Annotated in this window: 18 protein-coding genes; 7 read left to right on the top strand and 11 right to left on the bottom strand. The window is 45.9% G+C overall.

Annotation, left to right across the window (positions count from 1 at the left end):
* The first annotated feature begins 53 nt into the window (after window positions 1–53).
* Complete coding sequence (locus tag QT994_RS14465) at window positions 54–365, top strand: response regulator (RefSeq protein WP_445243910.1); 312 nt, start codon at window positions 54–56, stop codon at window positions 363–365.
* A 645-nt stretch (window positions 366–1,010) separates the two neighbouring features.
* Here QT994_RS14465 and QT994_RS14460 read toward each other — a convergent pair.
* Window positions 1,011–1,208, bottom strand: a complete 198-nt coding sequence (locus QT994_RS14460) for a hypothetical protein (protein ID WP_333049195.1) — start codon at window positions 1,206–1,208, stop codon at window positions 1,011–1,013.
* Window positions 1,180–2,181: a hypothetical protein gene (locus QT994_RS14455; protein WP_333175644.1), complete on the bottom strand. Its 1,002-nt coding sequence runs from the start codon at window positions 2,179–2,181 to the stop codon at window positions 1,180–1,182. Before QT994_RS14455 ends, QT994_RS14460 begins: the two co-directional genes overlap by 29 nt.
* A gap of 367 nt (window positions 2,182–2,548) precedes the next feature.
* Between QT994_RS14455 and QT994_RS14450 the strand changes: the two genes are divergently transcribed.
* Window positions 2,549–3,139 carry a helix-turn-helix transcriptional regulator gene (locus QT994_RS14450; protein ID WP_333175642.1) on the top strand — a complete coding sequence of 197 codons (591 nt, stop codon included), beginning with the start codon at window positions 2,549–2,551 and terminating at the stop codon, window positions 3,137–3,139.
* A gap of 111 nt (window positions 3,140–3,250) precedes the next feature.
* Here the strand turns inward: QT994_RS14450 and arfB are convergent, their stop codons facing one another.
* Window positions 3,251–3,664, bottom strand: coding sequence for an alternative ribosome rescue aminoacyl-tRNA hydrolase ArfB (gene arfB / locus QT994_RS14445; protein WP_333147251.1), 414 nt, complete (start codon window positions 3,662–3,664; stop codon window positions 3,251–3,253).
* Between the two features lie 72 nt (window positions 3,665–3,736).
* Window positions 3,737–4,207 carry a restriction endonuclease gene (locus QT994_RS14440; RefSeq protein WP_333175641.1) on the bottom strand — a complete coding sequence of 157 codons (471 nt, stop codon included), beginning with the start codon at window positions 4,205–4,207 and terminating at the stop codon, window positions 3,737–3,739.
* A 334-nt stretch (window positions 4,208–4,541) separates the two neighbouring features.
* Between QT994_RS14440 and QT994_RS14435 the strand changes: the two genes are divergently transcribed.
* Complete coding sequence (locus QT994_RS14435) at window positions 4,542–6,026, top strand: alpha-amylase (protein WP_333175638.1); 1,485 nt, start codon at window positions 4,542–4,544, stop codon at window positions 6,024–6,026.
* 60 nt (window positions 6,027–6,086) lie between these two features.
* Here the strand turns inward: QT994_RS14435 and gnd are convergent, their stop codons facing one another.
* Entirely contained in the window at window positions 6,087–7,541 is a 1,455-nt protein-coding gene (gene gnd, locus QT994_RS14430; RefSeq protein ID WP_333175636.1) for a decarboxylating NADP(+)-dependent phosphogluconate dehydrogenase, read from the bottom strand.
* A 293-nt stretch (window positions 7,542–7,834) separates the two neighbouring features.
* Here gnd and QT994_RS14425 point away from each other — a divergent pair, with 293 nt between their 5' ends.
* Entirely contained in the window at window positions 7,835–8,257 is a 423-nt protein-coding gene (locus QT994_RS14425; RefSeq protein ID WP_333175632.1) for a hypothetical protein, read from the top strand.
* Window positions 8,258–8,296: 39 nt separating this feature from the next.
* On the opposite strand, the gene QT994_RS14420 is transcribed toward QT994_RS14425, so the two are convergent.
* The 5 genes from QT994_RS14420 to QT994_RS14400 all read right to left on the bottom strand — a co-directional run bounded on the left by QT994_RS14420 (window position 8,297) and on the right by QT994_RS14400 (window position 15,646).
* Entirely contained in the window at window positions 8,297–10,162 is a 1,866-nt protein-coding gene (locus QT994_RS14420; protein ID WP_333175629.1) for an ABC transporter ATP-binding protein, read from the bottom strand.
* 297 nt (window positions 10,163–10,459) lie between these two features.
* The gene (locus QT994_RS14415; protein WP_333175628.1) at window positions 10,460–11,647 is read right to left on the bottom strand and encodes a Fic family protein; all 1,188 of its coding nucleotides are present in this window, start codon (window positions 11,645–11,647) and stop codon (window positions 10,460–10,462) included.
* Window positions 11,648–12,111: 464 nt separating this feature from the next.
* Window positions 12,112–14,517, bottom strand: a complete 2,406-nt coding sequence (locus QT994_RS14410) for a glycoside hydrolase family 31 protein (RefSeq protein WP_333175625.1) — start codon at window positions 14,515–14,517, stop codon at window positions 12,112–12,114.
* Between the two features lie 372 nt (window positions 14,518–14,889).
* Window positions 14,890–15,249 (bottom strand): group 1 truncated hemoglobin, encoded by a 360-nt coding sequence (locus tag QT994_RS14405; protein ID WP_333049224.1) that lies wholly within the window; start codon window positions 15,247–15,249, stop codon window positions 14,890–14,892.
* A gap of 175 nt (window positions 15,250–15,424) precedes the next feature.
* Window positions 15,425–15,646: a hypothetical protein gene (locus QT994_RS14400; RefSeq protein ID WP_333049227.1), complete on the bottom strand. Its 222-nt coding sequence runs from the start codon at window positions 15,644–15,646 to the stop codon at window positions 15,425–15,427.
* A 246-nt stretch (window positions 15,647–15,892) separates the two neighbouring features.
* Here QT994_RS14400 and QT994_RS14395 point away from each other — a divergent pair, with 246 nt between their 5' ends.
* On the top strand, window positions 15,893–16,495 hold the full coding sequence (locus QT994_RS14395; RefSeq protein WP_190732430.1) for a 2OG-Fe(II) oxygenase: 603 nt from the start codon (window positions 15,893–15,895) through the stop codon (window positions 16,493–16,495).
* A 57-nt stretch (window positions 16,496–16,552) separates the two neighbouring features.
* Here the strand turns inward: QT994_RS14395 and QT994_RS14390 are convergent, their stop codons facing one another.
* A complete protein-coding gene (locus QT994_RS14390) occupies window positions 16,553–18,331 on the bottom strand; it encodes an SWIM zinc finger family protein (protein WP_333175621.1) in 1,779 nt (592 codons plus the stop codon).
* Window positions 18,332–18,852: 521 nt separating this feature from the next.
* Here QT994_RS14390 and QT994_RS14385 point away from each other — a divergent pair.
* Together QT994_RS14385 and QT994_RS14380 are read left to right on the top strand one after the other, a co-directional pair.
* Window positions 18,853–20,103, top strand: coding sequence for an alpha/beta hydrolase (locus QT994_RS14385; RefSeq protein ID WP_333175618.1), 1,251 nt, complete (start codon window positions 18,853–18,855; stop codon window positions 20,101–20,103).
* 895 nt (window positions 20,104–20,998) lie between these two features.
* Window positions 20,999–23,173 carry a glutamine synthetase III gene (locus QT994_RS14380; protein ID WP_333175615.1) on the top strand — a complete coding sequence of 725 codons (2,175 nt, stop codon included), beginning with the start codon at window positions 20,999–21,001 and terminating at the stop codon, window positions 23,171–23,173.
* Window positions 23,174–23,470 lie beyond the last annotated feature (297 nt).

Below are 23,470 nucleotides of genomic sequence, written 5' to 3'. Positions count from 1 at the left end.
ACGGCGATGACTCTCGAACGCACCAGTTCTTAACCCAGGCCACGTAATATGCGATCGATATATTCAGCAAGCCCTATGTATCTTCAGCAACAGAGGCGCTACAACAACTCACTAAATTTAAGCCAGATGTTTTGATTGCTGATATTGGGATGCCACAAATCGATGGCTATGAGTTGATTCGTCAAATCCGACAACTATCCACAGATGAGGGAGGGCAGATTCCCGCGATCGCTCTGACAGCCTATGCAGGTGAGACAAATAAACAGCAAGCACTAGCAGCCGGATTTCAAAGGCATCTTCCCAAGCCTGTTGAGCCTGAAACGTTAGTGGAGACAATTGAGAAATTGCTTCATCAAATCGAGTAATATTAATTCCGGTTGCACTCCTCCGGGATTGTTGACTGTGGACTGTTGACAGTTGGCTGTTAACTGTCAGTCGAAAAACTCAATGAGATAAATTCCGGTTGCATCGGAATAGTCAAATCCAGTTAACAGTCAACAATCACCGATGGATGGTGGAAGCGGAATTTATCTCATTCATCTGCGTTAATCTGTGTTTATCTGCCCTCATCGGCGGTGAAAAAAAGATAATTTCTCGGGCCGCTGATGACAAGGGATTGACGCTGATTAACGCAGATGAAGAAAAGAGAGATAGGAATAATTTCGATGCTAACAGATTTGATATTATGGTTGAGTAAGGATTTCAAATTGATTATTGGAGATGTCTTTTGAGTAGAGTCTGGGAAGAAAATGTCACGAATTGAGGGCTAGCCTAATGCTGCTTGACTTAGATGTATGAATAGGCTCTGCTAAGGCATTGCTCCCCAAACCCCATAATATATGGTTGACACCAGCCCTGGGCGCACAACGCGGGAAATTTTAACTTTGCCCCACAGTTGGGAAATTCCGATCGCAATCGCAACTAATCTCGATCGCCCCAACATCCCCAAATCATGACAAACCCCATCACCCAGTAGGGACACGACACCGTGCCGTGTCCTTAACCGTAGCTTATCGGCGACAACCTTCAGCGATCGCCCTTAATACAGCTAGCCGCACTTCAGGATGAGATTTCTCAAGCCCGTTAGCCCGAAAAATCCAGTGTCCGGCACCCGCGTGCTCGATCGCAATTTTCTGTCCGTCGGGCAAAACTATTTGCCACCAATTCAACACAGTGGCTTTAATTAGTTGGCACTGAATTTCGTTCAATTGAACCTCCATGAGTTTCAGTTGACGCATGATCGGATTTTGGGCTGATGATTTCATGATTTTTATCCTCAAATGAATTTGACCGTTTCTTAGCTAGGATTTCAGTTTGCTGATTTTTCAACTTAATTTCACGTTCGGAACTTTTAGCGTTAACTTTCCCTTCCGAACTTTTAGCCTTAACTTCTTCCCTTTTACCACCTTTAGGGTCAACTTTACCTCCAAAACCTTTAGACTTAACTTTTCCTTGAGCAGAAGTTGAAGTCTGTTCCGTTGCCGGCTTCTTAAACTCCGCGTCTAATTGGTCTAAAATCTCCTCTTGTTCAGGAGTATGTTCCGCTGGCTGCTCTAAATTTCTGGGATTGTATTCGCCAACCAACCTTGCCAAAAATTCCGAAATTGACAGTCCGGCTGCGGCTGCTTTTTTCGTTAAAAGGGCGTAGGTGTCGGTTTTAATGCGAATTTGTTTGAGCCGGAGGTTGGGATTGTTGTCAACTGTTTCGGCAATAGTTACTGCGGTAATCCTTTCTTTGGGTATGACATCGACAACTTCTTGCCACTTTTCCTGTAAACGACAGTCGCCATATTGGTCAGTGATTGCGTGTTTGAACAAAGGAACAACTTGAGCAACGCAGCTAGGCAAAATCTCAAAGCCTGCTTTAATCAAGCGCAGGCAAATACTCGCAGCTTTGATAATTTGTGTGCAGTAAAAATACTGCCTACCTAATGCTTGTTCGCAGTAACTTTTAAAAGTTTTGAACTTGTCTTTGTACAATCGCAGCTTTCGGATCGCGTCCAGCATGATTCCTTGACGCACGTAGTCTAGGAATCCCCTTTTAATTTCGCCTGTGAGGTAGTCTAAATCGTGAAAGGGAGATTGATTCTGGATTTCTTCTTCAAAGTCTAGCAGCGGGCCTGCAAAGTGAAAGTTGGAGGCGACATCGCCTAGGTAGAAGTTGTCAATTGATGTGGGCATGATCGGGAATGGTTCGAGAAATGGCACGATAGCACGGAAGTTGTGCGATCGCAAAGTTGAAGTTTTGGTCTAGATCTTTGATACAATTTTGAGTTGGGCTGTGCTGTGAGGTCGATCGACCTTTTACATGGCACCACCTCCTCGGCGTTGAGAAAAAAGGGGCTTGAGGTATGCGCCCAACCCCCGAAAATACGCTTGGGTATGCAAGCACAATTGATAGACGCTACAAATAAGGCAGTTCTTCAAACCTGCATTTTGACCTTGGAGGCTTGCCCGGTTGCCTTTGTTTTGCCTATCTACTAGCAGTTTAGTGCCAGATTTCAGTTTTGTCAAGCACTATTTTGCTAGCAATTAACTGCTATAATTGATGGAAGCTAAAGATCAAGAAACCATAACCTTGAAAAACCTTAGAGAAAGTGCAAATTTGACCCAACCTGAACTTAGTCGTCGAATGGGGGTAGGAATTCGCATTATTGGCGATTGGGAACGAGGGGAATCCATTCCTCGCTTCGATCGCGTCATTGCTCTGGCGCGCGAGCTAGGCGTACCTCTAAAAACACTTGCTAGATGTATGGGATTAGACGTAGCCAAAATTCCCGATGACCTACAAGCATTAAGTGTACTTCATCTTTCGGCGGAGGTCAAGAACCTAGAGGTTGTGAAACAAGCTTCATGTATAGTGGCAGAAAATTCGCAAGAAAAGGAAAAGTCTCCATTGAGACTACTCAGAGAACAAGCTGGGCTAACCCGCCCTCAAGTCAAACAACATATCGGCGTTTCTGAGCGGATGCAAGCTGACTGGGAATCAGGAAAGTCCATGCCAACGGTTGAAAACGTAGCTGCACTGGCTAACCTGTACCAGGTTTCTCTAAAAACTATGTTTGAGCTTTTAGGATTAGACGTAACCCAAATTCCCGATGACTTACCAAGTCGATCGCCCTCACCGAACGACAACTAACCCGCAGGGGTTCGTCCATGTCTAGGGAAACGGGTTTGAGTCATGCACCCAAGCCCGGAAAATACTAAGGCTATCACTAAAAACTCAGAAGCCCGATCGACCTTTCATCGATCAATCCGTAATTTTCCCTCTCAGAGCTTTAATCTGGCCTCGCTTGGTTTTGCTGTCGAGACGCTTGCGCTGGGAACTACGAGTTGCTTTGCTCGGTTTGCGCCTTTTCGGTATGACGATCGCACTTTTAATCAGTTCTTGCAGCCGTCTCAAAGCCTCCTCCCGGTTTTGTTCCTGGCTGCGGTGTTCCTGCGCTTTGATGACAATCACACCTTCGGAGGTAATGCGCTGGTCGTTGATTTGCAACAAACGCTCCTTGTAGCGATCGGGCAATGAGGAAGCTGGGATATCAAAGCGCAAGTGAATCGCACTCGCCACCTTATTTACATTTTGCCCCCCCGCGCCTTGAGAGCGAATCGCACTAATCTCGATTTCGCGATCGTCTATGAACACAGTGTTAGAAATTTGTAGCATGATTCATCAGTGAGATTAAATATACCGGGAAAGCAGTGCATCTTTTATATATAACTTAATTTGATAGATAAGTTATTTACAATTTTTAGCTGTCAGGATGAATTCGATGAGTTTTTTTCTATCCCATAACTCTACGTCGTTAGATTTAGCAAGATTGTAAGCGTTTTCTGTAAATCTGTTGTTCGTGATTACTCTTCCTTTATTTCCTTTGTAATGTCTGACGGCTCCTGCTACTTCTTGAACTGCTTTAATACCAACTGGATTTTTGCTCCTTTTCGCTTGAACCACGGTTTTGGAGCCATCTTTGTATAAAATTAAGTCCGCCCCATAATCTTGACTATCTTGAGTTAAAGTAACAGTACAACCAAAGTTTATAAAATGAACCTCTAGAAATTTCTCAAACTCTTTTCCCGTCATTTCATCGACTTCCAGAATACCACTGTCTAATAAACGCTTTTTTTCCTCTTCTTCTTTCAATGTATCCAATACCGATGTCGCTATCACACCCACAACGGCAGCAGCTCTTACAATAAAAGATTTCATAAAATTACATTTTTTTAAAAGGAGTAGTTATGATGGTAGCAGATTTACTCAGTATAGTTATCTACTAAGATCGCAAGCACATTGTGATCTTACTTACTGATTATTTTAGATTTCCGAGCTTGGACGGGGGCTTTTTGTCTGCACTCAAGTTCAAGTATGGTTCAAAGAGTCAGGCGAAAGTCAAAAGATTTTATAGTTGAGAAATGTAACAAAACTTTAATCACACCCAAACCGTAGTTTTAGAAAAAATTAATGCGGATACCGTGACAATGGGCAATGCTGTAGCCTAAGATCGCCTTACATTGTCAATATCATCTCAAGGCAAGGGTGAAAAATGGCAGATATCAACGGCACGATGATGCAATATTTCCACTGGTACACTTCCGATCAAGGAACCCTGTGGGATGAGGTGAAAAACCAGGCGAAAGAATTGGCAGATGCGGGTTTTACGGCACTGTGGCTGCCCCCAGCTTACAAAGGAAGTGGCGGGCAAAGCGACGTGGGATATGGGGTTTACGACTTATTTGATTTGGGAGAATTCGACCAAAAAAATTCAATACGCACCAAATATGGTACTAAGCAGCAATATTTGGATGCGATCGCAGCCCTGCACAAATCTCAGATCCAAGTCTATGCCGATGTAGTTATCAACCACAAAATGGGTGCAGATGCAGCAGACATATTTAAGGCAACTCCTTATCCTCAAAACGATCGGCTAAATCCCAAAGGTGGATTGCAAGAAATCAAAAGCTACACCCATTTTAACTTTCCCGGACGCCAAGGTAAATATTCCCAATTTGAATGGCACTGGTGGCATTTTGATGCAGTAGACTACAACGAGTACAATAAAGACGATCGCAGTACAGTCTATTTGGTAGAAGAGAAATTTTTTGATGACTATGTTTCCCTAGAAAATGGCAATTTTGCATATTTAATGGGGTGCGATCTGGATTTCCAGGATCAATCGGTACGAGATGAAATTACACGCTGGGGTAAGTGGTATCTCGACACAACAGGTGCCGACGGTTTCCGTTTAGATGCCATCAAACACATATCATCTTGGTTTTTTCCGGAATGGTTGGATGAAATGGAGCGATATGTCGGCAAAGATTTGTTTGTTGTCGGTGAGTATTGGGCACCAAATATCGATATCCTGCACTGGTATATCGGTTCAGTTAAGGGCAAAATGTCAGTTTTTGATGTGCCACTGCATTACAACTTTCATTACGCCAGCCAACAGGGCGGTAACTACGATATGCGACGCATCTTAGACGGTACAATGATGCAGCAGCAACCGACTCATGCAGTAACGTTTGTCGAAAACCACGACTCTCAACCGCTGCAAGCACTTGAATCGGTGGTAGAACCCTGGTTTAAACCTCTTGCTTATGCGATTATTTTATTGCGAAAAGAAGGTTATCCCTGCATTTTCTACGGCGATTATTACGGTGCAGAATATGAAGATTGGGGCCGTGATGGCAAGCGGTATAAGATTGTTTTGCCCTCTCATCGATCGCTAATTGACAAGTTTCTCCATGCTCGTCAACACTTCGCCTACGGCCCTCAATATGACTATTTCGATCATTGGAATACCATTGGCTGGACGAGATTGGGCAATGGGAAGCATCCACAGGCAATGGCAGTAATTATGAGTGACGGCCCGGAGGGTTTCAAGTGGATGGAAGTTGGTAAACCTCATGCTAAGTTTGTGGACTTAACAGGGCATATTCAGGAACCTGTTTCTACTAACGAGTGGGGTTGGGGCGAGTTTCGCTGTCAAGGCGGTTCAGTATCCGTGTGGGTTCAGGAAAAAAATTAGTTGCCAGTAATCTCATTGTGTATCTGTAAGGTGCGCCGAAACGCACCCTACAAAAATTAATTAATCGGTAGTACCGGTTTGCAGCGACTCTTTAGCAGTCTGCGTCCACTCTGAGTGGAAGAATTCGCCGCGCGGTTTGTCGGTGCGTTCGTAGGTGTGAGCCCCAAAATAATCCCGCTGAGCTTGCGTGAGGTTTTGCGGCAATCTTTCGCGCCGGTAGCTATCGAAATAGTCCAGCGAGGCGCTAAATGCTGGCACTGCAATCCCCAGTTGGCAAGCAGTAGCCAACACGTCTCGCCAAGCCGATTGGCGATCGAGAATGCTCTGTTTGAACTCCGGCGCTAACAGCAAATTCGGCAACGTGGGGTCGTCCTTGAAAGCTGTTTTAATCTTGTCCAAAAATCCAGCCCGAATGATACAGCCACCCTTCCAAATTCGGGAAATTTCGCTCAAACTTAAGTCATAGTTGTACGACTTCGAGGCTGCGCTCAAAAGTGCCATGCCTTGCGCGTAGGAGCAAATCTTCGAGCAGTAAAGCGCATCCCGGACTTTGTTAACAAACTCTTTAGTATCGCCTTCGTATTTGCCGCTAGGTCCCGTCAGTGCTTGGGAAGCTTTAACGCGCTCGTCTTTATAAGAAGACATGATTCTCGCATTCACAGCAGCAATAATTGTGGGAATGCTCACGCCCAATTCTAAAGCACTCATTACAGTCCAGCGGCCGGTGCCTTTTTGACCGGCTGCGTCCATAATTACCTCAACTAAGGGTTGCTTAGTTTCCGGGTCAATGTATTTGAAAATATTAGCCGTAATTTCAATCAAAAACGAGTTGAGTTCGTCTGTGGTATTCCATTCGGCAAAAACTTCCTGCAACTGCTGGCCGTTCAATCCACCAACGTTTTTTAGCAAATCGTAGGCTTCAGCAATGAGCTGCATATCCCCGTACTCAATGCCGTTGTGAACCATCTTCACGTAGTGGCCGGCGCCACCGGGGCCGATGAATGTGACGCAGGGGCCGTCATCTACTTGAGCCGCAATTTTGGTAAGAATTGGCTCTAGTATGCCGTAAGCAGCGTGGGTGCCACCGGGCATCAGGCTAGCACCGTTGAGCGCGCCTTCTTCGCCGCCGCTGATGCCCATGCCGACAAATCCCAGTCCGATCGATTCTAAATCTTTGGTGCGGCGTTCGGTGTCGTCGTATAGCGAGTTGCCGCCGTCAATAATCATGTCGCCCGGTGACAGCATGGGTTTGAGCTGGTCGATGACCGCATCTACGGGTTTCCCAGCTTGCACCATGACTAAGATTCGGCGCGGGGTTTCTAGGGCATCGACGAATTCAGTCAGAGTCTTGGCGGCTACAATGTTTTTGCCGGGGGCGCGTAGGGCCATGAAGTCGTCGGTTTTGGCTGCTGTGCGGTTGTACACAGCCACGGAGAAGCCTCTGCTTTCGACGTTGAGCGCTAGGTTTTCGCCCATCACGGCTAGACCGATTAAACCAAAATTTTGCTTTGTCATGCTAATAACCCGCTGGTTGTTCCCGCTTGAGGATTGATTTGCGAGAGAGGAAAGCGAGGCGGGGTGTAGCGCTTTCCGGTGGACTAAAAGTATTGGACAATAGACCTAGGAGGTTTAGGTTTATTTTTATATTCTCAGAATTGCTGTTTGGTAAATCAGTAGGGTTTTTTTAAGATTTAAGGGATATTAATGGCGCGGGCAGGTGATGATAAGGCAGGTATTATGTCGATCGCAGTAACGGTAGATACAAACAAGCGGACATTTTGAGGAAAATTGAGGAGACTGTTTTAACTATGGAAGATTTGCAGTATCTCGCGGCCTGGGTGAAGGAGCAACACGCTCGCGAGTATATTTTGACTTGGCTGCTGAGTCAACAGGGGCTGTGGTGGTCTGATGGGGATATTTATCAGGCCGTTTTGCAAAAGTCGGGAAAGCTTTTGAAAGCTTATGTTCAAAAAAGGCAAGCGGGAGAGTTATTTGAGGGAATTTCTGAGAAGTTGGTGGGAGATGATAATTGGGATGATTTGGTGCTGAGTTTAGGGCGAATTGTTGCGGTTTATCAAGAGGAATTGCTGAAGCTGCAAGAGCGCGATCGCAAGGGGGATGGGCTAAAAAAAAATTTGATTAGCCAACCATTGACTGGGGATGCTTTGTCTCTTTTGGAGGTGCAGCAAGCTTTGCCTGATCCTTATGCGGATACGCTGACGGGGAGATAGTCAACAGTTGACTGTTGACGGTTGACTGCTGACTAATGACTAAATATAGCTGCTAGCTTGACGGGTGAACATTGAGCAGTAAATTCCGTTTGATGCTATCAATTCGTCGTGAGTTCCTATTTCTGCTATTTTACCGTTTTCCATGACGGCGATGCGATCGGCAATTTTTGCTAATCCCAATCTGTGACTGATGACTATTGTTGTTTTCCCGGCGGCTATTTGGCGGAAGATGCTGTAAATTTCGTGTTCTGTCTTGGGGTCTAGGGCGGCGGTTGGTTCGTCAAAAATTAGCACTTCGGCTGTAGAAAGCCGCATTAAGGCGCGGGCGATCGCAATTCTTTGCCACTGTCCCCCCGATAAGTCTATGCCGTCTTCTAATTGTTTCCCCAAGGGTGTCTCTAAACCTGCGGAAAGACTATTGACTTTGGCGCTAATTCCTGCTTCGGAAATAGCTTCGTTAATTGCAGTGTCATCTGACAGTGAAAGCAAGTCGCCGAAACCGACGTTTTCGCGGACTGTGGAGGGGAAACGGGCGTAATCTTGCATAACGACGGCGATGCGCGATCGCACGTATGCTAGAGAGTACGATCGCAAATCTTTGCCGTTCCAGTCTATCGTACCACTTGTCGGGTCGTACAGGCGACCGAGGAGTTTGCCAAGAGTTGTTTTACCCGCACCATTTTCACCAACAAGCACTAGCATTTCACCCGGATTAATCGTTAAGTTGATATCTTCCACCGTGCTTTTATTGCTACCGGGATAGCAGAAAGATAGATGCTTAATCTCGATGCCAATTTTATCTTTTGTGGGGTGGGAATCTTGCCCGCCTTCTGGTAAAGTAGGCAGGCGAGATGCCACATCCACAAGCGGCGACTGCAATTCGGGTTTGAGTTCCAACAGTTGAAAAATCGGACTAACGCCGAGGGAAATATCGTACAAATTAGTATAATTGCCAATCAGTAATTGCAAACTTTGCTCCACCTGGACAATCAAACCAGAATACAGCGCCAAATCCCCCAAAGTATAGCGCCCTCCCAAAGCTCCCATTACCACATAAACAAATGGCAAAGCTACTCCTACTCTACTAAACACAGACCAGAAAAGTACAACAATTGCTCCTTTTTTTCGGATGCGTTGCATCTCGCTAAAAAACTGCAAAAACTGACTTTGCCAGCGTTTGAGCCAAAGTTCCTGCAAGCCAAACAAACGCAATTCTTTAGCGTATTCTTCGCCCGTCAATACTCTAGCGGATAAGTTCATCTCGCGGCTAATTTTAGCTTGCTTTCTTTGAACTCTCCAGATGATTCGGCTATATTTTCTTTGGATGTAAATTGAGGGAGATGATGAAATCAGCATCAGCACTGGCACCCACCAAGCTATGGTAGCAGCAAGGCTAATAGATGGAATAAATATAAAAATTCCCGTGATGGTCATGCTGAGGGTAAATGCTAGTTGCTGTATTTTCGATACTCCGGTTTTTGCGAGTTCTACAATATTTAATAGTTCGGGGTTTTCAAAGAGTGCAATATCGTCGAAATTCGCGACTTTTTCCAGGACTTTTCCTTCGACAAAGCCTTGAACGCGATCGCGCAAAGATGTCGCTGCAAAAGAACTCATTGTTTCGAGAGAGTCGCCGATTAACTTGAGACTTAAGACTCCGCCAATACTCCACAGTAATATTGGCCGGGAAAGCATCAAAGCAAAGGGCTGTGCTGTTTGGGTTTGCGATAGCAACCGAGATACTTCATCAATGATTAATTTATCTAAAAATAGCACGGCAGAGGGGGCAGCACCGCGAATGATGTTGAGTAATATTAAATTGCGGAGTTCTATTGGTGCGGCTTTGATTATCAGGCCCAAGCTGCGCCACAAAGCTTGGAATGTGGTAATTTGGATGGGTTGCATAGTTTGTGGGTAAGTGTCGGGTCTACTAGACCTCTCCAATAATTCTTGTGGAACAGACCGGAAAGCCTGTTCAAGACTGGCTGTTCTGGAGATGTCTACTGCTCGCCTCCCGTATATTATATAGCGGCTAAATGAGTTGTAAAATTAAGTTAGGGCAATCCCGCGTGGTTGCCCCGATCGAGGTAGGCACGGGGTACTACCCCTACAAACCTGCATGAATGATTTAGACTTCCGATAGATGATGAGTTGATTAATTGTAGTTGGCGCGCGCCTAAATTTGGCTATCTTAAAAAAAGATTAACTTTGAGTTGATGGGAGAGAATCAGATTTTTCTGGAGTGATTAATGTGTAGTTGCTTTCAAAAAGATCGAGATAGGGTTCGTAACGATAAAGTCTGTTGCGTTGCCAACCTGTGACTTCGCATAGCAAGCCAAGTTTGACAAATTGTTCTACGATTTTACTCGCGGTTGCGTAAGTACATTGCAGTTCATTTTCTACCAAACGAATATTTACGATAGGGTGCTGGAAAAGGACTTCTAGCAAGCGCAATCCATAACTGCTGGTGGAAATCTGCTGACCGATGATTTTACGGTGTTTTTCTCGCATTTCCAGAATAGAACGAGCTGTTGATGTGGCTGACTGGCTGACTTCAAAAATACCTTGAAGAAAAAACTTTAACCATCCTTCCCAATCTCCATGAGTGCGAATTGCCATCAGGCGATCGTAATACTCTATTCTGTGAAATTTTAGATAATGACTGAGGTATAGTAAAGGCTTTTGAAGGATTCCTTGCTGGCAAAGCAGAAAAGTAATTAGCAATCGTCCAATTCGTCCGTTTCCATCTAAAAATGGGTGTATTGTTTCAAATTGAGCGTGAGCTAATCCGCAATGAATCAGTACAGGTAAGGAATTGGTATCGTGCAAAAATTTTTCTAGATTATCGAGGGTGTGGTGCATTTCTGCCACTGTTGGAGGTACAAAAGCAGCAGTAGCAAGGTCACAGCCTTGAGGGCCAATCCAATTTTGACTTTTCCGAAATTCTCCGGGCGTGCGCTCGCTCCCTCGCACGTCTTTGATCAATTCTGCATGGATCTCTCGCAGCAAGCGCAGACAAAGTGGTAATTCTTGAAGCCGCTTTAAACCGTAGTTCATGGCGTTAACGTAGTTAACAACCTCCTGCACATCTTTAAAGCGTTCTTGACCTTTGACATCGATTTCATATTGAAGTACGTCCTCTAGGGTGCTTTGCGTCCCTTCAATTTGCGAGCTAAGAACCGCTTCCTGACGGACATACATCGCTACAAATAGGTCAGGGTTGGGCAAAATAGAGGTGGCACCGTCCAGTCTTCCCAAAGCGCGATCGGCATCAGAGAGCAAGCGGTTGAGCGCGCCGTCCATTTTGATCGGTGGCTTTGGGGGGAGTGGCGCTGGAATGAAGGCGCTGTATCCTTCGATTTGTTGGACGTATCGACCAGATCGCATCATTGGGTGGCTGAGGGACAAAGGTTGAGGTTTTGCTATCTTATGTTATTCCAGTGAAATAAGATTACCGGAGCAAGCTTTTATTATACTAAAACACTTTTTACTATAATAAAGATGCTGGACACCCCAACTCTTCGGCAATGCTAGAGAGAGATTATGGCTGCGATCGGATAATTTTAAAACTTTCAATCCCGCGCTCGTCCACAATATCGTCCACAATCTTGACAGCAACGCGCTGATACTCACCGATTTCAAAAGGTAACGAGACAGTCCCTCGATCAGACTAAATTAAATCCTCATCAATTTCAGCTTTGAGATTGCGGGCTAAGTGCGACCAAGCACCCCTACCGGAATCACACGCTCAGAGCGATCGAGGGATACGATCGCCCTTTCCATCTCAAACTCTGCCAGATCGAGCGATCGCCCTGAATGAATCCCACCATAGCATAAACCGCTTTATGCCAAAGTTATCCAAATGTCAAACGCCGCACCGTACCATCATCTGTAAATCGCTGTTCGCCAACGCCAACAACTTCCACAATAACTTCGCGTTCAAATATCACAAATTGACCCTCGCGCGCGGCAATTTCAACGATTATTTTTTCCCCTTCAAAATACACCTTGTAATTAGTAGTAGCCCAGACACCTTTTTCATGTTCAAAAGTGTGTCCATCGTCCTCATAAAGCGTCCATTCACCGCTTCCGGGCCAAATTCGCATTTTTAATGACTCAAGCGGTTCTTCGCTGACAAATTGCTTCACAGGTGCGATCGCAATTATGCCCCCGCCCCGCACGTAAAGCGGCATTCTCTCCAAAGGTGCATAAGCTAAAATGTGCGTCGGGCCCTGATAGCATTGGCCCGTCCACCAATCGTACCAAGTCCCCTCCGGCAAATACACGGCGCGGTGCTCAACTCCCGGGCGGTAAACAGGTGCAGCCATCAGCGACGGGCCGAGCAATACTTGATCGTAAAGGTGATAAGTTGCCTGATCGCGCGGAAATTGATATAGTAGCGGTCGCAAAATCGGTGTTCCCGTCGTCGCAGCTTCCCAAAACAACGTGTAAATGTAAGGCAACAACTGATAGCGCAAATTCATGTATTCGCGGCAAATCTTCTCAGTGCGATCGCCAAAAACCCACGGTTCGTGTTGGGCCGTATTTATCGCCGAATGACCGCGCATCAAGGGATACAGCATTCCCACCTGCATCCACCGCGCGAACAATTCAGCGGTTGCATTCTCCGCAAAACCCCCGATGTCGCAACCGACAAACGCCACGCCGGAAAGCCCCATATTGCAAAGCATCGGTAGCGACATTTCTAAGTATTCCCACTGCGATAGATTGTCGCCCATCCATACCGAGGAGTAACGCTGAATGCCCGCAAAACCCGATCGCGTCAGCACAAAAGATCGCTCGCCCGATCGCACTTTTTGCAACCCTTCCGAACAAGCTTTCGCCATCATCAACCCATACAAATTGTGCGTTTCCGCGTGGGTGGCGCCCTCGGATTCCGGGCCTTGCGGTGCATCCAGCGGAAACCAGATGTGTTGGTGGCCGTCGCCAAAAGGCCGTTCTGCGATCGAAGGTTCGTTCATGTCGTTCCAAATCCCCGCAACGCCCATATCTGTAAGGTTTTGGTGCAATTCGCCCCACCACTCGCGTACCTCTGGCCGCAGGAAGTCGGGAAACACCGCTTTTTCGGGCCAAACGTAACCGTGGAATAGCCTTCCCTCTGCGGTGCGGACGAAATAGTCGTTTTCCACACCCTGATCGAATACTTCATAATCCCCTTCCGGTTCGTACTTGACACCGGGATCGACAATGGTGACAACCTTAAAACCGGCTGCTTTCAAGTCTGCGATCAGTTTCGCGGGATCGGGGAAACGCTTCGGGCTCCAGGTAAAAATGCGGTAGCCGTCCATATAGTCGATGTCGAGGTGAATGACATCGCAGGGAATCGCCCGATCGCGAAATTGCTTCGCTAACTCCCGCACAACGTCCTCGGAGTCGTAGCTCCAGCGGCATTGGTGGTATCCCAGCGCCCATTTTGGCGGAAGCGGCATCCGGCCGGTTAACTGCGTGTAGGTGGCGAGAATTTGGGCGGGTTCCGGGCCGTAAATGATGTAGTAGTCGAGTTCCGGGCCTCTGGTTTCCATCCGCAAAACTCCCGGTTGTTCGGCGCCGATGTCGAATCGACTCCAAAATGTCGTGTTGAAAAAGATGCCGTAAGCGCGATCGGGATTCAGGGCGATGTAAAATGGGATCGCCTGGTACATTTCATCGCTGAGGGAATTGTAGTCAAGCGCGTCTATTGTCCAGTTTGTCTTGACTTCAGAGAGTTTGTCGAGAAAGCCGGTGCGTTCGCCGAAACCGTAGAAGTGTTCGTCTGCTTCGATGCGTTTCCAGCCTGCGGTTGCGCCTGTGCGCCATCCCATACTAGGATCGCAGTCGCTAGCAAAGGGTTTTCCCGATTTGTCAAAGCATTCGATTGCAGAGCCAGAGCGCTTGACTGAAATCGTTATTTGTGATGTTTCAATTTCTATTTTTTCGTCTGTTTCTCGCACTTCAAATGGTATAATTTCCCACTCTTCGTCAGGCACAGTTATTGAGTGCGATCGGCTTTTGAATTCACCTGTCGGGGACATTCGCACTCTGATTAAATTCGGCGCGAGGATGCTGAGGTTTAGGGAAGTTTCGCCGCAATTAAAGTGAAAGGTGCGATCGGTTTTATTTATGGATTCTACCGAACCGATTGTTGACCAAGGCTGTTCGGTTTTTTGAAGTTTTCCGAAGTATTGCGGCATATACGATTTGGGAATTGGTAATTGGCAATTAGTAAACCGATCGTGCAATCCGCACTTAACTACCGTCATCTAGCTAAAGGAGGAATATAAGTTGTCAGCATTTCAAGTAAATTAACGAATGCCGTAAAATATACTTTAGCCATACCGTGGCTAGCCGAATAAGCTACTATAAAAAATGAAATAGGTATTTATAAACCCAGTCGAAAATAACTTAAACGCGCTATAAGATCGCTCGCGATTGATTCCCATAACTCATACGGGAGGTCAGTTAAATAACTCTAGCCATCTTCGCCTCAATTGTGAACTCTTCTCTTCCTTCGCATCTTCGCGGTTCATTATATGCGGCCAAAAACGAAGTGGAGCTTTCGCTGCACAATTACGAAATCTCCACTTTTATCAGTATTCGAGTGGCTGCAAAAACCCTCTTGTCTGTACTCGATCTTACTTGTACAAAACAGCCTCTTTCAAAGTCGCGATCTTACCTAGCGCTTCATCGAGATCCTCTTGGGACGCGCCGTGGGCAACTATTGCATCTGTCAAATGCTTCACAATCGCATCAAAGTGTTCAGGCTGTAAATTCAAACCTGCGTGGGCTTTCTCCATTGAACGACCTGAGTATTGCTTGGTGCCGCCGAGGGCATAAGAGATAAAAGCAGTTTGATGGCGGCGCTGCTTTTCCATGTCTGTATGATCGAAGAAATGGCTCACTATCTCGTCAGCCAAAACATCGCGGTAAAAATCATCCACCATCTCTTTAATGGCTGGCTCTCCACCCATTTTTTCGTACAATGTTGTTGCCATATCGTTTCAGCGAGTTGTTTTTTTTCACTTACTTTTTAAGTATAGCTGGCCTCTTTGCTTTTTTCACCAAGAGAAATATTAATTTAATCTGAAATAATTACTTAGTAAATGTTGTGACTGCTGGTATTTTTTAGATACCCTCTATTTGTAAACTTTATTAACGTTATATCGCCAGTTAGATATTGTCGATCGCCCTCCCAGCATTTTGACCTAATGCACGGGTTGCTTGTTTTAGCAAGATGTTTGCGAAAAAGTCCCAACACACATCTGTTTTCCAGCTAGCAAACTTAAGAAATTGGTGAGAAAACAGAGGCCGGATGCGATCGCGGAAATTAGGCCCGCCTCTGCAATTCCACAAGTTAAAATACATGGGCGATCGGCTGCTGAGCGGCATCATGTATAATGGAATTGCAAATATAATCGAATCACCACAACGATCGCCTGTATACTGATATTCTGCCGTTGCTAGTCGGTTGCGACACTTCCGGGCGATCGCCCGCAGTTAAGAAAAACCTTTGACTTAAGTACGCGGACTGAAATCAAGATTATTATGTCCTCCGCGAGAAACGAAGCAATCCCAAATCTGAGCGATTGCTGCATTTCTATCTGCTGTTTCCTTAAACTTTGATGATTTTTGAGTGCCTTGAAATACTATAGCCAACATCCTAACGCTTTCTCGATCGACTACCTCAACGACTTGCGAGGAGCAATTCTAGCCTCCCCTTATCTAGCAATCAACAACCTCAATCGCGATTTCATTGGCACAAAAGGGTTTTCCGTGGTGTTTCAACGTGCGGAAATCGCCGAAGTAGAACGGCGGTTCCCCTTGTTCAAACCCTATCTAGACCAAGCATTACAGCCTGAATGCAATGCTTTTTACCTCAACCCTTTGTTGCTGGGTGAAGGTTCCCGCGTCGATCCGCATATCGATCGATCTTTGCGATCGTACTGCAAAACAGTTGAACCTCCCGCAGCCGTCAGCGTTTTATACGTGCAAGTACCGCCGAATTTGCAAGGGGGAGAGTTGATACTGCGGCGCAACAAACAGCAAGTCGGGCAGATTAAGCCACAAGCCAACTCGCTGATCTATTTTCAAGGAGATTTGACTCACTCTGTCAACGCTGTTAAAAGTACCGGAACTCGTTTGAGTTTGGTTTGCGAACAGTATAGTTTGAGCGAAACAGAATTGCAAGATATTCCAGGATTCACAGTGGAATCTAGGGCCGTAAAAGCAAAAATTAAGTAAGGTTTATTCGATCCTGGGTTGGGTCGCTTTCACTTGGGTTTACGGTAAACTTAAGGCTCAATCTAAATGGGGACTTTTGAGCATTTCCATCAACTTCCGCTTCCGACTGTGTACTTGCATCAGTTGAGAACGATAAGCAGACCACTGAAGATTTTGCCCAGTGTGTAAATAGGCAGCGCGGGCTTTTTCCAACCACTTAATCGCCAAATTGTACTCGCTTGATTTCCCTTGATCCATAATCGATGCAGCACGCCGACAAGCATTGGCGATTACCCAATCGGGGCTGTGGCTGATAGCAGCCCCCATTACTCGGTGAATCAGTGCTGAGTCGTAATAACTCAAGCCATCAGCAAGGGCGATCGCATCTTCAATCATTCCCTCATCCAGAAAAATATCAACCTTCGCGTCTGGAAAATTCCAACTTTCATTACTTTTCAGAGTTGCTAACAAATCTGCTTTCAAAGTTGACCAACTATCTCTTGCTAACTCCTTCACTAAACTATAATCGCTAAAAGACGGTTTGATTTTAAATATCTGGATTCTAGCATTTAACGCAAGTTCGTCTTCGCCCAACTCAACAGCCAACTCACTCATCAATGTTGCCAATTGGTAATGGCAATGACCTGACAAATTTAACCCAGCTTGACAAATTTTCAGAGCTTGTTCTAAGGCTCCCTTTTGCTTTAAAGTTTGAACGAGAGCAAAAGCATCTTCCGCTGATTGCATCTGGGTAGCAGCAGCTTCCACTGCTTCTTCTACTCTCCCCAAACGAGTTAACATCGTCAAGTATTGTTGAGTACAACCTTCTGCTTGGGCTAAGTATAAGTATTCTTGATCGCGTTCCTGGCGATCGAGGATTTGCAAGCGAATCAAAGTTAAGTCGTGAGCACAGTCTGGTGCGTCACCAGCCCAAACTCCTTGCCCAGTAATGTTTCCTTCAAGTACCTGTTGGAGTAGGGGGTCATCCCAACCTCGGCGTAAAGCTTCCAAGCTCATACTGAAATCACAATCCCATTCATCTTGCCAAGCTTCTAACATCACCTGGAGATCAATGTCTTCTTCAGCAGTTAGTTGAGCAGTCAAAATGGCTTCTGTCCAAGCTTCATTCAAAGCGTTAGCTATCTCAGAATTGTCAGCGCCAAACTCTTCTACATCATCCCAATCTTCAACGCAGGCTGTGGTGATGGCTTCTAAAATTACTAAGGCGTTGTTGCCATCCCCCTGTTCGCTGAATTCCTGGGCTTGCTGAATTACATCTAAAAGTTCTTCTGTAATTGGGTCTTCCTCCCATCCATCCTCCAAATACCTCACAGCCTCTCGCAAAATTCGTCGTACTTGGTGTCGAAAAGGAGCAGGATCGATGGAGGTGTGGCGGGGTGCTTTGGTAGGTTGGTTTGAAGGTGCAGGAATAGCACTTAAGTTAATGTATCGTTCGATCGCATCAATGAGTGATGGTTCTTTTTTTACTAAATGCTGTATTAATTGCTGGGTTTGTACATCGTTGAGGCGATCGAGCAATTGTTCCAGTGTCGGGCCCTGCTCAATTATTTCTGGTTGCCCTAGACACAATAACAACGTCGCCACAATGTGTTTACACCACCCATCGTTATCGTAAGCACAAGTGCAGAATAATGTAGATCCTAATCCGGCATCATCAAAGGGCAGGGTAACACGGTAGGGTTCTACTTCGGAACCCTGCACTACTGCTTGCACCATATTGCCACGCCGGACTGCGCTAATAACATTGCCAGCTAAATAGTAAGCTTCACCCCGCTTGAGAGATTGGGCAGAGGTGTGAAGCTTGATCGTTGTTTCACTGAGTTTGGGAATGGGCATGAGACTATGCCTCAGCAGTTAAAGGATTAGACTCGATTTTACCTGATAAATACACTTGCTCTACAATTTAATTGCGTTCCGATTTGAGGTTTCCATAAATTTCAAAAATCTGTAAAAAAACCCGGTTTCTCCACACCCGTGCCTAAGTGCTGTCTCTGTCTAACTACTAAAATCGGAATATAGCAGAAGGAAGAAGGAAGAAGGAAGAAGGAAGAAGCAGTAAGAGCAATGGTTTCAGCGATTAAGAATGTCCTCACCGTCTTAGCGGTTGCTATAATAGCCAAACTTTTGATGAGTAACAGCCCATACAGCTAGTTTAGTGGGACAACCTCAGCTTAAGATTCCGACAAACAGCGAACAACGTCAAAGATGAAAATAGAACGATACAAAACATTTTCGCTCGACGCAGGGTGTCATGGAGTCGAAGTTGCAGGTTTGGTAAAATGCCAGAGGCGATCGACTTACCAATAAAAACCGCCAGATTAATTTAAACTGATTAAAAATTAGGCTGCGAAAATCCGATGATCCACAAGAAGAACCGCAAAAAGTTACCCTTATTAGCAGCGTTCTTAGTCTCGCAATTTATCCCTTGGTTCCTGAGTGCGATCGCGCTATTTCTCAGTCTCTGGGTCATCGTACCAGCACCCACGATGTTCCTGTACCCTTTGGCGGTGGGAGCACCCGAAATCAGTCCTTGGTTGGTCGGTATCAATACGATCGCCCTTCTGCTGAACCTGCTCAGACGGCATCAAGGCAAAGTCTACATTATTTTGTCAATTTGTAACCTGTTCGCCCTAATCCTGGGCCTGCTTCCACTGATTCAGTTCCCAGCAGCCAATGCAGGGATAGCTACCCAAATGCAAGCTGTTCTAGGGGAAAACTATTTAGCAGCCGTTCCTCAAGCCGATCGCGCGCAGCTACGCCCTCAACCGTTTATCCTCGCAGATGCGTTCCGAGGAATTCCGATTAGAGAGGTTAGGATCGATCGGGCTATTGGATTTGCCAACCCTGACGGAGTTTTACTGCAATTAAACCTTTACCGGCCGATGCAAATTGGCAAATATCCGGCGATTATCACACTCTACGGAGGAGCTTGGCAGAGAGGCAATGCCGATTCCAATGAGGAATTCAGCCGCTATATGGCCGCCCAAGGCTATTGTGTGGTTGCAGTTGATTACCGCCACGCTCCCAAGTATCGATTTCCTGCTCAGCTTGAGGACGTACAAACCGCTCTTTCCTACATCAAAACTCATGCTGGTGATTGGGAAATCGATCTCGATCGAATTGCTCTGATGGGAAGGTCGGCAGGTGCCCATTTAGCAATGCTAACTGCTTATGATTCTAGTGTGCTTCCAGTTCGAGCAGTGGTGAACTATTACGGACCAAATGACCTGATTCGGGGATACAATGACCCACCTTTTCCTGATGCCATAAATGTTAGAGCCGTTTTGCGTGCCTTTTTGGGAGGAACCGCAGACGAACTCAACGAGCTTTACCGTCGGGCTTCTCCCATAAATTATATTAAACCGAATCTTCCCCCTTCTCTACTGGTTTATGCAGGTCGCGACCATATCGTTCAGCCCAAGTTTGGTCGATCGCTCTACCAACGATTACGAGCCACGGGCGATCGGGCTATTTTGCTCGAAATTCCTTGGGCTGAACACGCATTTGATGCTGTTTTTAATGGCCCGAGCAATCAACTGGCTTTGTACTACACAGAACGCTTTTTGGCTCATGCTCTGAAGTCTTCGGATTACCAACCAATTAAATAAAAGTTTAAATACTCATTTTTACTTAAATAAAGGCGTCTCAAACTGCCTAAAATATGGCTGTAACTCTCTTCATTTTATATCCCTAGAAATCCCCATTACTGCGCTGGGAAAGTTTTGTGGCGGTGCTAAATAAAAGCTTACCCCCCCAGCGGTGCGGCAACCACGGGGGAATTGCCCCTACAAATTTCATACCAGAATTCAGCAACGCCAAAGTGAGATCCTTTTCTTGGTACACTATATATAGTATCCCTCGATAATTCCTGTAAATGTACGATCGCCCTCAGTTTCAGCGCCCCGCGTCCTGTTACACTGAAATCCTGCGGTTGTGTGCGATCGGTGCGATCGATCTTTCTGAAAAAAAACTAAAATTCTGTAGCCTGCGATACATTTATTTGGTTAATGATTGTTTACACTCTCCAAGTGTAGATTGTGTACTCTCCATAATTCTCCAAAACCCCTAAACGAGTGCGTTGTTTGCTGGACTGCGATTTATCGATCGTCGAACCGTTAAAAACCATAAGTAGTTTTGACCTGAATTCATCGGAATTGATTCGCACAAAATTTTTGAGCTGACCAGGGTAAAGATTAGTTACTAAATTTGTGCAGTGCAGACATCTATAATGTTGACTCAAGTTTGTACAGGCTCTTGCCATCTATCTTCTTGCTAATAACCGCAATCCAACCGCATCTCACACAGGATTGTCACACCCGATGGAGGGCGAAGTCATTGCGCCTCGCTCCTCCAATCTTTTAGAGTCTGCCAAAAAGGCATTCTCCCCAAAGTTAGCTTTGACTAAAAACGTTGGGTAAATCCAACATATTCGTCAATCGTTAGACTTTTGCTAACATCTATTTTTTATCAACAACTCGTCCTGCAATCCCAATAAAAATAACCATGAGTGGAAACCAATCGCGCGTTCAAGCAATTTCTCAAATCGTCAACCGCAAACAGATGCCTGCCCAGCCTCCCAAGCGGCTAGAAGATATGTGGGCAACAGACGTTTTTAGTCTGAGCAAAATGCAAGAAAGTCTGCCCAAAAGCATTTTCAAATCAGTAAAAAACACCGTTCAAACCGGCCAAAAACTAGATGATTCCGTAGCTGATGTAGTTGCAGCAGCAATGAAAGATTGGGCTATTTCCAAAGGAGCCCTGTATTACGCCCACGTATTTTACCCGCTAACAAACAGCACCGCCGAAAAGCACGATGCTTTCATCTCAGTGCAAGGCGACGGCTCCGTCATCTCAGAATTTGCAGGCAAAGTTCTAGTACAAGGCGAACCGGATGGCTCCTCATTCCCCAACGGCGGCATCCGTTCCACCGCCGCCGCTCGCGGATATACAGCCTGGGATGTCACCAGCCCTGCTTATGTCATGGAAACCGACAACGGCATGACATTGTGCATTCCCACTGTTTTCATCTCCTGGACAGGTGAAGCCTTAGACAAGAAAACGCCGCTTTTGCGTTCCATTGCCGCAATGAACAAAGCAGCAACCCGAGTGTTAAAGCTATTAGGAAATACCGAAGTTGCTCCGGTCAATTCCAGTTGCGGTTCCGAACAAGAATACTTCCTGGTAGATGCCAATTTCACCAACAGCCGCCCTGATTTACTGCTAGCAGGTCGTACCCTTTTCGGCAAACCTCCTGCGAAAGGTCAGCAATTTGACGACCACTATTTTGGAGCGATTCCCGAGCGCGTTCAAGTCTTCATGCAGGAAGTAGAAGAAAGAATGTACCGACTGGGAATTCCTGCCAAAACCCGCCACAACGAAGTAGCTCCCGGTCAGTTTGAAATTGCACCTGTTTTTGAAGCAGCAAACGTCGCCAGCGACCACCAACAATTAACCATGACAATTCTCCGCAACACTGCGAAGAAACACGGTTTTATGTGTTTGCTGCATGAGAAGCCTTTCGCAGGCATTAACGGTTCCGGCAAACACGTCAACTGGTCGGTTGGCAATGCCACCCAAGGAAACTTATTAGACCCCGGCGATACACCGCACTCTAACGTGCAGTTTCTAGTTTTCTGCGGCGCTGTGATTCGCGGAGTTCACAAATACGGGCCGCTGTTGCGCGCGGTAGTTGCTACTGCCAGCAACGACCACCGATTGGGTGCAAATGAGGCTCCACCAGCAATTATCTCTGTCTATTTGGGTTCGCAATTAGAAGATATCTTCGGGCAAATTAGCCGGGGAGAAGTTAAGGACTCTCAAGGTCGGGGAATTATGAATTTAGGTGTAGAAACGCTGCCTACTTTCACGAAGGATGCTGGGGACAGAAACCGGACTTCGCCCTTTGCCTTTACTGGAAACCGATTTGAATTCCGGGCAGTTGGTTCCGGTCAGTCTGTTTCCGGGCCGCTGGTGGCTATGAATACGATTCTTGCAGATTCTTTGGACTGGATTGCTAACAAATTAGAAAGCGATTTGGCTAACGGAACTGAACTGAATGCTGCCATCCAAACCATTCTCAAAGAAGTGATGGACGAGCACGGTGCGGTTGTATTTGGCGGCAACGGCTATTCGGAAGAATGGCACAAAATGGCTGTTGAGGAACGGGGTTTAGCTAACTTGCGGACTACGGCAGATGCTTTGCCCGTGTTGAAGGAAGGATACATTGAAGATTTGTTTGAAAAGACAGGTGTTCTGACTCCCGTTGAATTGGAAAGCCGTTACGATGTTTATGCAGAGCAGTATTTGCTGGCAATTGAAGTCGAAGCAAAACTGGTAATAAGCATGGCAAAAACTATTATTTACCCCGCTGCGGTGAGGTATTTAGCTGAACTTTCCGGCACGATTTCTAAATTGAAAGAGATTGGGATTGAACTGGAAAAGGAAAGTGCCGAAAAAGTAGCGATGTTGGTTAAGTCAATGATTGATACTGCGAGCAAATTGAGTTCTGCTTTGAGCAAGCACGATTTTGCTTCTACAGAAGATCATATGCAGTATGCTTCGCAAACAATTCGTCCTTTGATGGATGAGGTTCGCAAGTATGCAGATGCTCTGGAAGGTGAAGTGGCTGATGATTTGTGGCCGCTGCCTACTTATCAAGAAATGCTGTTTGTTAAGTAATCGCGAATTCGGTTAATTGCAGGTTAGAGTTGTAAGGACACGGCAGTGCCGTGTCCTTACTTTTTTTTGAGATTAAATGAGTGTTAGGCTGAATCTGTCAAAGGCATTAAATACTAACGAGAGTAAGAGTTGTGAAGCTTGTTGAGATACCCTTCAACAAATTTATCGGCGTAAAAAGTAATATTGCTGCGAAAAGCTATTATGCGAATTCAATCCCTCTTGAAACAAATGACTCTGGCGGCTCTAGCTCTGGTTTTTGCGATCAGTTGCACTCGATCGACTCCGAACGTAAACTCT

Origin of the sequence: Microcoleus sp. S13_B4, from assembly GCF_036700885.1 — a bacterium.
In the GTDB taxonomy this organism is placed as follows: domain Bacteria; phylum Cyanobacteriota; class Cyanobacteriia; order Cyanobacteriales; family Microcoleaceae; genus Microcoleus.
Note: the sequence above shows the minus strand (reverse complement) of the source record. Positions and strands in the feature narration are given on the sequence as shown.

Bases quoted from the DNA above. Each gene is read 5' to 3' on its own strand.
- QT994_RS14455 (WP_333175644.1), bottom strand. From the start codon at position 2,181: ATGCCCACATCAATTGACAACTTCTACCTAGGCGATGTCGCCTCCAAC.
- QT994_RS14450 (WP_333175642.1), top strand. From the start codon at position 2,549: ATGGAAGCTAAAGATCAAGAAACCATAACCTTGAAAAACCTTAGAGAA.
- arfB (WP_333147251.1), bottom strand. From the start codon at position 3,664: ATGCTACAAATTTCTAACACTGTGTTCATAGACGATCGCGAAATCGAG.
- QT994_RS14440 (WP_333175641.1), bottom strand. From the start codon at position 4,207: ATGAAATCTTTTATTGTAAGAGCTGCTGCCGTTGTGGGTGTGATAGCG.
- QT994_RS14435 (WP_333175638.1), top strand. From the start codon at position 4,542: ATGGCAGATATCAACGGCACGATGATGCAATATTTCCACTGGTACACT.
- gnd (WP_333175636.1), bottom strand. From the start codon at position 7,541: ATGACAAAGCAAAATTTTGGTTTAATCGGTCTAGCCGTGATGGGCGAA.
- QT994_RS14425 (WP_333175632.1), top strand. From the start codon at position 7,835: ATGGAAGATTTGCAGTATCTCGCGGCCTGGGTGAAGGAGCAACACGCT.
- QT994_RS14420 (WP_333175629.1), bottom strand. From the start codon at position 10,162: ATGCAACCCATCCAAATTACCACATTCCAAGCTTTGTGGCGCAGCTTG.
- QT994_RS14415 (WP_333175628.1), bottom strand. From the start codon at position 11,647: ATGATGCGATCTGGTCGATACGTCCAACAAATCGAAGGATACAGCGCC.
- QT994_RS14410 (WP_333175625.1), bottom strand. From the start codon at position 14,517: ATGACGGTAGTTAAGTGCGGATTGCACGATCGGTTTACTAATTGCCAA.
- QT994_RS14405 (WP_333049224.1), bottom strand. From the start codon at position 15,249: ATGGCAACAACATTGTACGAAAAAATGGGTGGAGAGCCAGCCATTAAA.
- QT994_RS14400 (WP_333049227.1), bottom strand. From the start codon at position 15,646: ATGATGCCGCTCAGCAGCCGATCGCCCATGTATTTTAACTTGTGGAAT.
- QT994_RS14390 (WP_333175621.1), bottom strand. From the start codon at position 18,331: ATGCCCATTCCCAAACTCAGTGAAACAACGATCAAGCTTCACACCTCT.
- QT994_RS14385 (WP_333175618.1), top strand. From the start codon at position 18,853: ATGATCCACAAGAAGAACCGCAAAAAGTTACCCTTATTAGCAGCGTTC.
- QT994_RS14380 (WP_333175615.1), top strand. From the start codon at position 20,999: ATGAGTGGAAACCAATCGCGCGTTCAAGCAATTTCTCAAATCGTCAAC.